The following is a 12,340-nucleotide window of genomic DNA, read 5'->3' on the forward strand; positions in this document are numbered from 1 at the left end:
ACTTCACACCATTTTATTTGGAAAGCTGTGCTTCCACAATGCCGGTCAACGCATTGAGGGCTTCGTCCACCTTGGTGATGTCCTTGCCGCCGGCCATAGCCCGGTCGGGACGTCCGCCGCCCGATCCTCCGGCGATCTTGGCCACTTCCCGGACGATATTGCCCGCATGGGCTCCCTTGGCCATAGCATCTTTTGTGCAGACGCAGGCAAAGCTGACGGTGCCTTTGTCCTCCTGGATACCAGCCACAACCGCCACGAGGTCGGAACCATCGTCCTTGAACCGATCGCACAAATTGCGCAGCATGTCGGCATTTGCCCCCGTGAAGGCGGCGCCGATGACCTTGATCCCCTGGACTTCCTTGGCATTCTTCAGAAGGCTCTCGCCCCAGGTATTGGCCAAACGGTTGTTGAGACGTTCGATCTCTTTGTCCTTTTCCTTAAGCTCCAAAGCGGCCTGGGCGGCACGCCGGGCCATATCCCCGGTGCCCGACGCCTTGAGCGCCAGCGCCGCCTCGGTCAAAATCAAATTGACCTGATCAAAGGCCTCCAGGACACCCTGGCCCGTCACCGCCTCGATGCGGCGCACGCCGGCTGCCACCGACCCTTCCGACACAATCTTGAACAATCCCAATTTGGACGTGTTATCCACATGGGTGCCGCCGCACAGCTCTACCGACCAATCTTTTACGTCCACCACCCGGACGATGTCGCCGTACTTCTCTCCAAACAGGGCCATAGCTCCCAATTTGCGGGCTTCGTCGATGGGCATCTCTGCTGTGGTGACATCCCGGCCTTCCAGAATCACGTCGTTGATCTCCTTCTCCACCCGACGCAGTTCCTCGGGAGTCAGGGCGGAGAAATGGGTGAAGTCAAAGCGCATCGACTGATCGCTGACCAGTTGTCCTGCCTGCTCCACATGAGTGCCCAGCACGCGCCGCAGGGCCGCTTGCAGCAGATGGGCGGCGGTGTGGTTGCGCATAATGGCCTGACGGCGTTTGACGTCCACCTGAGCGTTTACCCGGTCTCCCACACGCACTTCCCCGCTCACTACCTTGCCTTGGTGGAAAACAGCTCCTGCGTGGGTCTTATGGGTATCGGTCACCTCAAAGACAAATCCATCGCCGGTCATTGTCCCGGTATCCCCCACCTGTCCGCCGCTCTCGGCATAGAAGGGGGTGGATTCCAGCACCAAAATAGCCTCCTGGCCTTCCGTGACTGTCTCGGCCCACTCGCCGCCGGATACCATAGCCGTCACCGCTACATGCTCCTCCTGCATGCTCTGGTATCCGGTAAACGCGGTGGCGGGCAATTCCTCCAACAGGGATTTGGAGCCGGCCCAGGCTTCGCCGTCGGACGACTTCCGGGCGGCCCTGGCACGCTCCCGCTGCTGACGCATCAGTTCATGGAAGCTCTTTTCATCGGCGCGCATGTTCCTCTCGCTGAGGATTTCCAGGGTCAAATCGATGGGGAAACCAAAGGTGTCATACAGCTTAAAGGCGTTCTCACCCGACAACTCTTCTCCATCCAGCTCGTCGATCATGACGTTCAGGAGCTGGAGGCCCTGGTCGATGGTTTTGCCAAACGCCTCTTCCTCATTGGCGATGAGCTTTTTAATAAAGTCGCGCTTTTGCACCAATTCGGGATAAGCTTCCCGGTTCTCCTGGATTACGGTATCGCATACCTCGGACAGGAAGGAACCCTGGATACCTAAAAGGCGTCCATGACGGGCGGCACGGCGCAGCAGACGGCGCAAGACATAGCCGCGTCCCTCGTTGGAGGGCATGACGCCGTCGCCCACCATAAAGACGGTGGAACGGATATGGTCGGTGATGACGCGCAAAGAGACGTCCGATTTGGGGTCGTCGCCGTAATGAATGCCGGCGATGCGGCTGACGTGCTGCATGATGTTTCTGACGGTGTCCACTTCAAAGAGATTATCCACCCCCTGTACGACGCAGGCCAGACGTTCCAGACCCATGCCGGTATCGATGTTGGGATGATCCAGGGGCGTGTAATTGCCCTGGCCGTCGCTGTCAAACTGGGTGAACACCAGGTTCCAGAATTCCACAAAACGGTCGCAGTCGCAGCCTACGCCGCAGGTGGGGGAGCCACAGCCGTACTGTTCGCCCCGGTCAAAGTAAAGCTCAGAACAGGGGCCGCAGGGACCGGTGCCGTGTTCCCAGAAGTTGTCCTCCTTGCCCAGGCGCACGATATGGGAGGCATCCACTCCCACCTCTTTGGTCCAGATATCAAAAGCCTGGTCGTCGTCCTGGTAGATGGACACCCAAATGCGGTCCACCGGCAGTTCGATGACCTTGGTGCAGAATTCCCATGCCCAAGCGCACGCTTCGTGCTTAAAATAGTCGCCGAAGGAGAAGTTGCCCAGCATTTCAAAGTAAGTACCGTGGCGGGCCGTCTTGCCCACGCGCTCGATATCCGGCGTACGGATGCATTTCTGGCAGGTGGTGACCCGTTTATGAGGAGGGGTCACCTCTCCGGTAAAGTATTTTTTCATCGGCGCCATGCCGGAATTGATGAGCAGCAAGCTCTTGTCCCCTTGGGGCACAAGGGGGAAACTCTTGAGCCTTAAATGATCCTTGCTTTCAAAAAATGACAGGTACTTTTCACGCAGTTCATTGAGACCGGTCCATTTCACGTTGCATCGTCCTTCCTTACCATCCTAGTTTTCTCCAAAAGAATAGACCCCCGCCCCGCTATGGGACGGAGGTCTTCCGTGGTACCACCCAAATTGCGCCGTCCCTTTGCTCTGGGACAAGACGCCTCTTTACGCCCCTTAACGCGGGAACCTACGCGCGGCTTTCACCGCCGAAGGCTCGGGGATGGCCTGCCGGACGCCGCTTGGCTAGGAACCTTTCAGCCAAAAGGGTTCCCTCTCTAAAAGCTGGACGCCGGCTTCTTCCCGTCAAAGCCAGAATAACCGTATATTTTACAGTGTATCACACACCACTTATTATACGATCCCAATTTTATGATGTCAACCGGTTCCTCTACCCTTTTCCCCCATTTTTCGACTGTGACACGATCCTTTCAATCGTCAATCCTGTGGAGGCGCATCCTCCTGTTCCGAGGCCTTGGGAACAGCTACGGCATCCTGTAAGGCCGGATCGCTTTGTCCCCGCCGCGTCATCAACTGCTCGACACCGTCGGCAATGGCTCGGAAGGTGGGGGTGGAAGTCTCACTGCCCTTTGGGGAGTCCTCAGCCAACACGGCTACCGCGTACTGGGGATTGTCGTAAGGAAAAAATCCGGCGAACCACGTCTGGTTGACAAATTCCCCATCCACCAGGATGCCGGTTTCGGCTGTGGCCGTTTTTCCGCCGGCGCCGCCGATAGTCGGTTTGGCGCCGGTACCGGTTCCGTATTCCACCGGTGCGGCCATCATGAGGCGTAAAGCGTCGCAGGTCTCGCTGCTGAGTACCTGTACCGGCTGGGCCTGCTGGGTGGGTTCGATGAGCTGTCCCGATGAATCCACCAGACCCTCTACCAGATAGGGTTTTGCCAAAGTCCCTCCCGACGCAATGCACTGCACCATAGACGCCACCTGATAGGGTGTGGCCATCAGTTCTCCCTGGCCAAAGGAGAAGTTGGCCAAAGCCGCCGGCATCTTGAGCGTATCTAACGTGGGCAGTGTCCCGGACGCGCTTTGGATGCCGTCACACAAGGTGACCCCCGATCCAAACCCCATCTTGACCGTCATATCCAACAGCTTCTTGGCCCCGATCTCCTGTCCCAAGGTGATATAATAGGCGTTACAGGACTGGGCCAAGGCTCCCTCCATGTTCTGGAGACCGTGGGTGCGCTGATGGTAACAGTCAAAGGTGACTCCGTAGATATCCACGCTGCCGGTACAGTCATAGGTGCGATCGGGACTGATGCCGTTTTCCAATGCGGCTGCCGCCGTCACCAATTTAAACACCGATCCCACATTGTAGGCCGATGTGGTGCGGTTGAGAAGCGGGGAATCCTCATCGTTCAACGCCTCCTGGACATTGTCCGGGTCAAAATCCGGAACGCTGACGCTGGCTCGTACCGCCCCGGTGCGTACGTCCAGAACGACCACCGCTCCCTTCTCCAAATATTTCCTGGCCGCCTTTTGGGCGATGTCCTGGATATCTTTGTCGATGGTCAGCATGACCCCGCTGTTTAGATTGGACATGGTATCTTCGACTTCAGGCTCCACACCGGCTAAAGCTTCCCCTACGGCATTGACGGAAAAGGTCACCTTGCTCTTCCCCTGGGCTTTCCCCAACCAGTCGTCGTAGGCCGCCTCGATGCCCTCTACCCCTTTGCCGTCGCTGTCTACGTATCCAATGATATGGGGACAAAGGGGCTCCTCCTCCCGGTATCGGGTCACATTGGGGAAAAACAGGGCTTTTGTACCGGGGATATACTCATCCACCTTCTGCACGAATGGCTTCCCCTCGCCGATCCGGTCCAGCATGGTCTGCATCTGGCTGTCGGACAGCACTTTGGAAAAGGCGGTGGTGGTCTGGGGATCGGCCGTTACGGCTGCTTTATAGCCGTCCTGGAAATTCGTCAAGTGCTGGAGATTGCAGTCGTAGATGCTCCCCCTTCCCTGGGTGACGGTAAGACTATAAGAGCTATTCTGTTGAGCGGCCTGAGTATAGGCCTCTCCGGTGGAGATGCTGAATATCCGCAGCGCCCCTATGGTCAGCATGATGGCAATCACCGCATACACCGCCACCATGCGCATGTGCATCTTTTCCATTCCGCTTCCTCCTTTGGATAGGATCAGGGATTTTGCCTGTCTAAACCATTTCGTCCTTATTGTGCCCGCCTGGGGCGACGACTAGTCGCTTTTCCAAAAAGACAACAAAAAGCCCCTGGAATCATCTTCAAGGGCTTTTTGTTGTGGTGATTCTGATATCATGCCTTTTTTCGCAGCAATGTCCCGGGCTGGACAGGATGCTCGCATCTGACGCTCAACCGCTGCATGGGATGAGGTGCTGCTTCTACCGCATTTCCTTCCTCGTCCTGCAAATCCTCTATCGTCAGGAAGAAGGGTTTCCCCCGCGGCGGCAGACAATCGGCCTCCTCACCGGGGAAAAACCGATTGCGCTGGGTCAGTAGGAGACGCCCCTCTTCCCAGCCTTCGGCCACGGCGATAACCTGATAATTGCGGGTATATCCGCCTTTGACCGTCTCCTGACCTGCCTGTCCAAAATAAAAGCCCGTGCCGTAGGGGCGGTGGCTGACTTTATCCAATTCCTCCACGATCCAAGCGGGAATGGGGTCTTCCGGATGATCCCTGGTAAAATCCATAGCCGCCCGGTACGCGCCGGTGACTACGGAGGTATAATAGGCCGATTTTGCCCGGCCCTCGATCTTAAAGCTGGTGACGCCCGCCTGTTCCAGCTGGGACAGATGCTCGATCATGCACAGGTCTTCGGCATTGAGGATATACGTCCCACCGTCCTGTTCCTCAATGGGCAGGAATTCACCGGGACGGTTCTCCTCCACCAGACGGTATTTCCACCGGCAGGGCTGTGCACAGTCGCCCCGGTTGGCATCCCGGCCGGTGAGATAGCTGGACAAAAGGCATCGTCCTGAAAAGGAGACGCACATGGAACCGTGCACAAAGGTCTCGATCTCCAGATCGGACGGGGTCTTCGCACGAATGGTGGAGATCTCTTCCAAAGACAGCTCCCTGGCCAGGATGACACGGCTGGCCCCCATCTCATAGAAGACGTTTGCCGTGGCATAGTTGACGATGCCGGCCTGGGTGGAGATGTGAACAGGCACCTGCGGTGCCGCCTGTTTGGCAATGGTCAATGCCCCCAAGTCGGAGATAATAAAGGCATCTACACCGCAGTCAGCGGCGTTCTGGAGAAAGCCGGGAAGCCGCTGGATCTCGTCGCTGTGAGGGAGGATGTTACAGGTCAGATAGACCTGTACTCCATGCGCATGGGCATACTCTACCGCCTCCCGCAGGTCGTCTCCAAAATTTTTAGGGGCGGTGCGCATACCAAAGGAGTTCCCTCCTAAGTAGACGGCGTCGGCGCCAAAGAGCACAGCCGATTTTAACCGCTCCATATCCCCTGCCGGACTCAATAATTCTGCCATAATAATCCTCCCTAAAATGATCCCTTTGGCTACTGTTCGGCCTCTTTATCTTATTTCCATCCGGACAAAATACACGGCCTGCCTCCTCCCAGGGAGAACAGGCCGTATGTTTTGCTTTTTGTTTGTTTATTCCTCTTCGTCTTCTTCCCTGGTACCGGTGCCCCCGATCTGGCTGTTGACTTCCCGGGCTTTCTGGATGTTGACCAGATGCTGCTGGTAAGTCTTGGAGTAATAGTAATTGCCGTCGTTGTCGGTGACAAAGAAGAGATAATCGGTGGTATCCGGCGTCAGGGCCGCTTTGATGGCTTCATAGCCGGGGCTGCAGATGGGTCCCGGCGGCAGGCCTTCAATGGTATACGTGTCGTAGGCCGACGTGCCGTATTTGTCGGTGGTATCCGACTCCAGACGGGGGAACTCCTTGCTCTTCAGACGGTTGTGGAACACAGACGAAATGGTTGTCATCTGCTCGTAAACGCCCGATTCCTTCTGAATGATGGAGGCGAGTGTCAATACCTCGTCGGCAGTCATACCCAATTCCTCAGCCCGTTTGCGCATATCGTCGTCAAATTTCTTTTCCGTGTTGTAAAGCATCTTTTTGATGACGCTTTCCGCCGATTCTCCCACGTAGAACTCATAGGTGTCGGGGAACAGGTATCCTTCCAGACGGCGGTACCGATCGGAATCATTGGGGATAGCGGCAACCAGGGAGTAGTCTGAGAAGTCGCCTTCGTTGAGTTCATTGATTAGGCTTTCCCGGTCGCAGATGTTGTTTTGCACCAGCAGATCCACAATCTGATCCAATGTCCAGCCCTCGGGGAAGGTGAGGGACACAATTTGCCGCTCTTCCGACGAACCCTTTAAACTATTGATAATGGCCATATAGTCGTAGTTGGTATTGATTTCGTATTCGCCGCTCTTGATCTTTTCATCCGACTTGGTCAGGGACATATAAAGATTGAAGAAGAAGGGCTGCTGTACGGCGCCGCTCTCCTTGAGAATCTCGGTAATCTGTTTGGAATCCGCCCCTTCGGGGATGGTGACAGTAACGCTCTTATCGTTCTTGACCAGACCCAGCATATCGTTGATGCCCAGGATAAGAAAGTAGGACAAAAGCAATGAAATACCCACGATGACCACTGCATAGATCAATCCCTTTAAGCATCCATTGACGTTTTGATCCTTTAAAAACCTGTGTTTTTTCTTCGGGGCCTTTTCCCCCTTGGGCGTAATGATCCGGGTATCGCCCAAAGAATCCGGCTGTTCACGGGATTCGGGTTGCCTGTGAACAGGAGGCTCCTCCCCCGCCATTTGGGATAGATCGGTAAAATCATCGCCTGTATTCTCAAAAAGGTTTAACTCCTCGATGCTTTTAAGTCCGTCGTCTTCAGGGACCGGGAAATCCGAAAACACATCGGCTTCCCGCTGCCCGGCGGGAGATTCCTCCGGCAAATCCTTAAAATCGTTTTGATCAGGGCTCATAACCATTCCTCCTGTCATTGAGTTGGCTAAGCGGCGGATGGCATCAACCGCCCTTGAAAATATGGTAACACCTCTGGAAGCTTCCACATAGTATATATCGAACTCTCAAAAGTGAGGTGACACACAATGGGTTTCAGTTTAGGCAGAGGCGGCTGTGGCTGCGAAGAGGGTAACAGCACTTGGATCCTGCTCATCATCATCGTAATCCTGGCCTGCTGGGGCTAAAAAGCAACCTACCTAACATGGAGCGCCTTCCGTATTGACTGCGGGAGGCGCTCGCCTTTTGCCCCGTGTCTCCTGAGGCATCCCCTTTTAGCGGGGAAGGCCGGTGCGACGGATGTATCCCTCTGTAATGAGCACGTCTACTGCACGGTCAAACCGGCCGTGCGGGAGGCGCCATCGGACGCATCCCTGGTAGCAGATGCCGGCGGTAGACCCTCCGAATTGGGATAGGAAACGGTCGTAATACCCCTTCCCATACCCCAGCCGGTAGCCGGCATAATCGAAACCCAGGCCTGGGACAATGCACAGACCCCGGGAATAATCGATGAGCTTGCGGCACTTTTCCGGGACAGGCTCCAGCACTCCAAAGGCTCCTGGTTCCAGGTCGTCAAGGGACCGGATAAAATAAAACTCCATCTCCCTCGTCCCTGGGACGCACCGTGGAACCGCCACATGTTTCCCCGCAGCCAGCGCCTTTTCAATCAGATTCCGGGTATCCACCTCGATGCTGGTGGACACATAGGTCAGTATCACCCGTTCATTCCGGTATTGACGAAGCGACTGTACTCTTTTGAGGATGAAACCATCCATCTGCCGTTTTTTCTCCTCCGTCAGGCCCTGACGGAACTCCCGGCAACGGCGGCGGAGTTCCATCTTGCGCGCCCGGATATCACTCACGGGCACTGGAGGGATTTCCTCAGGATTTCGCTGCGTCCCTCCCCTTTAAAGTAGGCCACGATGGCCAAGCCGAAATCGACCGCTACGCCGGCTCCTTTGGCTGTGATGATGTTGCCGTCAGTCGCCACCGACTGCTCGGAAAGAGTAGCTCCCTCCAGCTGCTGCTCAAAGCCTGGGAAACAGATGGCCTCTTTGCCTTTGAGCAGCCCTTTATGTCCCAGAATAGACGGCGCAGCGCAAATGGCTGCTACCAAAGCGTCTACCGACATGGCGTGATCGATAAACCCCTGCACGACTGGGGACTTCTCCAGATTAAGGGTACCCAAAGCGCCGCCCGGCAAAACCACGGCTTCTACATCGTCGTACATAACTTCCGTATCCACCGCATCTGCTTTTACCACAATGTCATGGGCGCCGCATACGGCCCTGCATCCGCCTACGCCCACGGTGGTGACGTCCAATTCCGCCCGACGCAGCACGTCGATGGTCGCCAAAGCCTCGATCTCCTCAAATCCGTCGGCCAAAAATACATAAATCACAGCAATCACTCCTGGCAATTGGTTTTTTACAAATGGCATTTTCTGAAAAGAGGCGACTTCCTCGCCGGTCCTGTTTATGTTGAACCAGCGGGACTTCCGTAAGCCCGCCGGTTATAACGCTGATTTAATCCAAAGTGAGTCCCAAATACGGCGGTTTCCCTCTCCAGATACAGGGACTCGACACCGGCAGGATCATTCCGCCCGGCGACATTTTGGAGATCTCCTGACGCAGGATCCCTGCCGGAGAACGCATGGTAAAGGTCTCCCCTTCCGACTGCTTTAAGATGGCGTCGGCCAGATAAGCAAATACGCCCCGCTCTGCCATCCATTCCTTAACGGTTACGTGAGGCCCCGGTCCCACCAGGGCGTATCCTACCCCCTGGGGACAGCGTATAAAAATGTTTTTGCCTCCGGTAAAGGTATTTTCCTCCAGAGCGTACTCAACGGCATCCTCCTCCCACTGGATGGAACCTTCCCACCCGTCCAGATAATGACGGCGGAATGCAGTTATCACATCAGCAAAGGCCGGCAGAATCTGGCTTCCTGCCTTTGCACAGCTTAAAAGCTGCTTTCGTGTGAACTTTGCCGTGGATTCCTGGAAAAAAGTGCGGTATCCGTGCCGCTCATAGTACCGTGTGAGAGATGGTTCTCCCGGCCGCAGTACCAGAGCTGCCAGATCTTCTTCTTTGGCAATGCTCTTTGCATAGTGTAAAAGGTTCCCCATCCACCCCTTGCTCTGCTTTTTCGGATGGGTCGCAGCGGCGTAAATATATCCCGCCGGATGCTGTTCCCCATCCACATTGATATGACAGGGAAGAACATAGAGCACCGACACTGGTTTGTCTTTTTCGTATGCCACCATGGCCTTCTGGACGGAAAAACGGTGCTCAAAAAAGAAGTCGATATAAGAATCCGGGTCGCCAAAAGCGGCCTTCCAAATTTGTTTTAATGCGGGGATATCCTCTCCCCTGGGACGGGCCATCATAATGTATCACCAAACAAAGCGTATCCGCGTTCCACCAGCATGGCCGGCTGGTACGACATCTTGGACTTGCGCAGGCCGGGGATATCCATATCCTCTTCCCGGTTGATATATTGGTATCCACTCAGACGCCGCGCGGCAAATTCACGGTTGATCATGGGATAAGCCCCTTGGATATGGGAAAATGCCTTCTCAAAGTGCAGCACAAAACAGTCCTTTGTCAGCTCTTCCCCTATGGTGAAGGCCACTACTTGTCCCCCGGTTCGGATAAGCCCTCCCTGGAAACCCAGTTCTTCAAAATGATCAAAGCTGTCGTAAAGGGCCAGCCTTTCGTCCTCCAGGCCTTCTTTATCCTGATTTTCCACAAGCCATTTTTCAAACATATCCCCGCATTCCGAAAGATTCTGCGCCGTGATATCCTCATAGCTCCAATCGGGATTGTTTGTCTCAAAGCGCGAGATATGGTTCCGCTTGCCGTGATATTTACGTCCCTTTAGTTCGATGAGATCGGTGGAACGGTAAACGTAGTCGGCGGCATAACGCAGAGGTTCATAGGTGAACTGACCGTCGTATTGGGTTTTTAAGAGTTCGGCCATCTCCGGGGTGACCGAATAAAGACGGAGAGGAATCCCGTTCTTCTTTGCGTCTTCCCGGTAGAGCTCGATAGCCTCTTGCCAATCCCCCGTGCCGGCAGGGAACAGATAGGCCCCTCCCCGGAGATTGCTCTTGGCTAAAAATAGGTCTTTATGCCGGGCAATCCCCTTCTGGAGCAGACGGCGCCAAATATAATTGAGTCCAAAACTGTATTCGGAGTTGTTGTATTCAGAATACGCTAACAGCTCCCGCACCCATTGTTTATCTTCTAAGCGCGGTTCGCGAAATTCGATCATAAGGTCGTAGATGCCTCCTAAAGTCGTTCCCATATTTCCTGGGTGATTGTATCAATTGGTAAAATGCAGCCGTCCCGGGCGCAGGGGATTACCTCCCAGCCAAGTCTCTCGGCAGCGTACAGGGCGCATTCCCGGCATTGCCTTAAATAACGGTTGTCCCGCTCGTGTAAATCTTTTTTGGATGCATCCCCTCCGTACCGGCTGAGCAGCAGGTCCTGGGAGATTTCCAACGGCACATCCAAAAAGATCACCCGGTCGGGACGGGGAAGTGCTAATCTTTTGTATTCATAATCCAAAAGCCATGTGAGATATTCCTCCCATTGCTCCCGGGGCAATTTGGCCATCTGGTAAATGAGATTGGATGTGGTATACCGGGCCGATAAGATCCATGTGCCGGCTTCATAATCCTTTTTCCAATGGCGCACAAAGCTGGCATATCGATCCACGGCGTAGAAACTGGAGGCCGCATAGGCGTTGACTTCAGTAGCACTGTCTCCCAATTCCCCGTCCAGATACATGCGGACAAGCGCCGACGACGGCTCATTATAATCCGGGAAGGAGATGCCGCGGACCGCCTTTCCTTCCTTCTGGAACCGCATCAAGATCCGCTCGAACTGAGTGGACTTTCCACTGCCGTCCAATCCTTCCAGAACCATCAACCGTCTCATTTGTCTTCACCCAGAGAGTCAAAGCGTTCTCTTACTTCCTTCGCCTTGCCGCAGGACATCTTTCCCTCCGGACATGCGCCTCTCAGACATCCCGGCCCGGCCGATGCAAACAGGTGCGGCGCCACCCCTTTGACCAACTTAAGCATCTGCCATGCCACTTCCCGGATCTCCCACTGGGCACGGTTGCAGCACCGCAGGGAAAAGAAATTCAGCAGGCTCCTGGCATTCATTGTGACCATCATCTTGGTGGTACAGGCGTTTGGCAGAACAAATCGGGCATCCTCAATGGCCTTTTTATGGGCTGCCTTGGGCGCCATATCCTTTTGATACCGGCGTTCCAGGTGGGCGGTGAGGGTCTCGTAGGACTGTTTGGCCGATTCCATGGCCTTGAGGAAAAGTTCTTTTGTCTGCTCATCCCCCTCGATTTCGGGAGGAATGACATAGTCAAAACCAGCTTCATCCACATACCGCTGGCTCTGGACGCTGAAAGAGGCGATGCGATGCCGCGTGATCTGGGCCAATAAGGAACGGGATACCCCCTCGATCCCAAAGGTAAAGGATGCGTGCTCAATAGGGGACTGATGCCCGATCTGGGTCAACATATCCAAAAACGAGGCGGTCTTTTCATCGTCCATCTGTTCCATCACCTGGTCGATGGTGGAGGGAGAGTAACAAAGACGGGCGGCGGCAGCCACCGTCCGTTCCGGATCGGGGGTATACGAGATTAACGTTACGTTTGGCATCGGGGCACCTCCTGATTCTCAAGGGCAGGGCGGA

At 55.1% G+C, this 12,340-nt stretch carries 10 protein-coding genes; all 10 read right to left on the reverse strand.

Going from position 1 to position 12,340, the window contains the following annotated elements; genetic code table 11:
• Nucleotides 1-13 precede the first annotated feature (13 nt).
• The 10 genes from alaS to thyX all read right to left on the reverse strand — a co-directional run bounded on the left by alaS (nt 14) and on the right by thyX (nt 12,306).
• Nucleotides 14-2,656, reverse strand: a complete 2,643-nt coding sequence (gene alaS, locus C12CBH8_RS10910; RefSeq protein ID WP_215533227.1) for an alanine--tRNA ligase — start codon at nt 2,654-2,656, stop codon at nt 14-16.
• 399 nt (nt 2,657-3,055) lie between these two features.
• Nucleotides 3,056-4,750 (reverse strand): peptidoglycan D,D-transpeptidase FtsI family protein, encoded by a 1,695-nt coding sequence (locus C12CBH8_RS10915; protein WP_215533228.1) that lies wholly within the window; start codon nt 4,748-4,750, stop codon nt 3,056-3,058.
• 158 nt (nt 4,751-4,908) lie between these two features.
• Nucleotides 4,909-6,105 carry a peptidase U32 family protein gene (locus C12CBH8_RS10920; protein WP_215533229.1) on the reverse strand — a complete coding sequence of 399 codons (1,197 nt, stop codon included), beginning with the start codon at nt 6,103-6,105 and terminating at the stop codon, nt 4,909-4,911.
• A gap of 126 nt (nt 6,106-6,231) precedes the next feature.
• A complete protein-coding gene (gene mltG / locus C12CBH8_RS10925; RefSeq protein ID WP_215533230.1) occupies nt 6,232-7,584 on the reverse strand; it encodes an endolytic transglycosylase MltG in 1,353 nt (450 codons plus the stop codon).
• A gap of 312 nt (nt 7,585-7,896) precedes the next feature.
• Nucleotides 7,897-8,490: a 5-formyltetrahydrofolate cyclo-ligase gene (locus C12CBH8_RS10930; protein ID WP_090264864.1), complete on the reverse strand. Its 594-nt coding sequence runs from the start codon at nt 8,488-8,490 to the stop codon at nt 7,897-7,899.
• A complete protein-coding gene (locus C12CBH8_RS10935; RefSeq protein WP_215533231.1) occupies nt 8,481-9,023 on the reverse strand; it encodes a DJ-1 family glyoxalase III in 543 nt (180 codons plus the stop codon). The genes C12CBH8_RS10930 and C12CBH8_RS10935 overlap by 10 nt, the downstream gene beginning before the upstream one ends.
• A 124-nt stretch (nt 9,024-9,147) precedes the next feature.
• Nucleotides 9,148-10,008, reverse strand: a complete 861-nt coding sequence (locus C12CBH8_RS10940) for a GNAT family N-acetyltransferase (RefSeq protein WP_215533232.1) — start codon at nt 10,006-10,008, stop codon at nt 9,148-9,150.
• Nucleotides 10,005-10,895, reverse strand: a complete 891-nt coding sequence (locus tag C12CBH8_RS10945; protein ID WP_171846274.1) for a DUF2156 domain-containing protein — start codon at nt 10,893-10,895, stop codon at nt 10,005-10,007. The genes C12CBH8_RS10940 and C12CBH8_RS10945 overlap by 4 nt, the downstream gene beginning before the upstream one ends.
• A 17-nt stretch (nt 10,896-10,912) precedes the next feature.
• On the reverse strand, nt 10,913-11,563 hold the full coding sequence (locus C12CBH8_RS10950; protein ID WP_090264859.1) for a dTMP kinase: 651 nt from the start codon (nt 11,561-11,563) through the stop codon (nt 10,913-10,915).
• The gene (gene thyX, locus C12CBH8_RS10955; RefSeq protein ID WP_090264857.1) at nt 11,560-12,306 is read right to left on the reverse strand and encodes an FAD-dependent thymidylate synthase; all 747 of its coding nucleotides are present in this window, start codon (nt 12,304-12,306) and stop codon (nt 11,560-11,562) included. The genes C12CBH8_RS10950 and thyX overlap by 4 nt, the downstream gene beginning before the upstream one ends.
• Nucleotides 12,307-12,340 lie beyond the last annotated feature (34 nt).

Source organism: Solibaculum mannosilyticum (assembly GCF_015140235.1).
Taxonomy (GTDB): Bacteria; Bacillota; Clostridia; order Oscillospirales; family Acutalibacteraceae; genus Solibaculum; species Solibaculum mannosilyticum.

What these genes read in the sequence shown, in the direction of transcription:
- C12CBH8_RS10915 (WP_215533228.1), bottom strand. Translation starts at nt 4,750, where the DNA reads ATGGAAAAGATGCACATGCGCATGGTGGCGGTGTATGCGGTGATTGCC.
- C12CBH8_RS10920 (WP_215533229.1), bottom strand. Translation starts at nt 6,105, where the DNA reads ATGGCAGAATTATTGAGTCCGGCAGGGGATATGGAGCGGTTAAAATCG.
- mltG (WP_215533230.1), bottom strand. Translation starts at nt 7,584, where the DNA reads ATGAGCCCTGATCAAAACGATTTTAAGGATTTGCCGGAGGAATCTCCC.
- C12CBH8_RS10940 (WP_215533232.1), bottom strand. Translation starts at nt 10,008, where the DNA reads ATGATGGCCCGTCCCAGGGGAGAGGATATCCCCGCATTAAAACAAATT.
- C12CBH8_RS10945 (WP_171846274.1), bottom strand. Translation starts at nt 10,895, where the DNA reads ATGATCGAATTTCGCGAACCGCGCTTAGAAGATAAACAATGGGTGCGG.
- C12CBH8_RS10950 (WP_090264859.1), bottom strand. Translation starts at nt 11,563, where the DNA reads ATGAGACGGTTGATGGTTCTGGAAGGATTGGACGGCAGTGGAAAGTCC.
- thyX (WP_090264857.1), bottom strand. Translation starts at nt 12,306, where the DNA reads ATGCCAAACGTAACGTTAATCTCGTATACCCCCGATCCGGAACGGACG.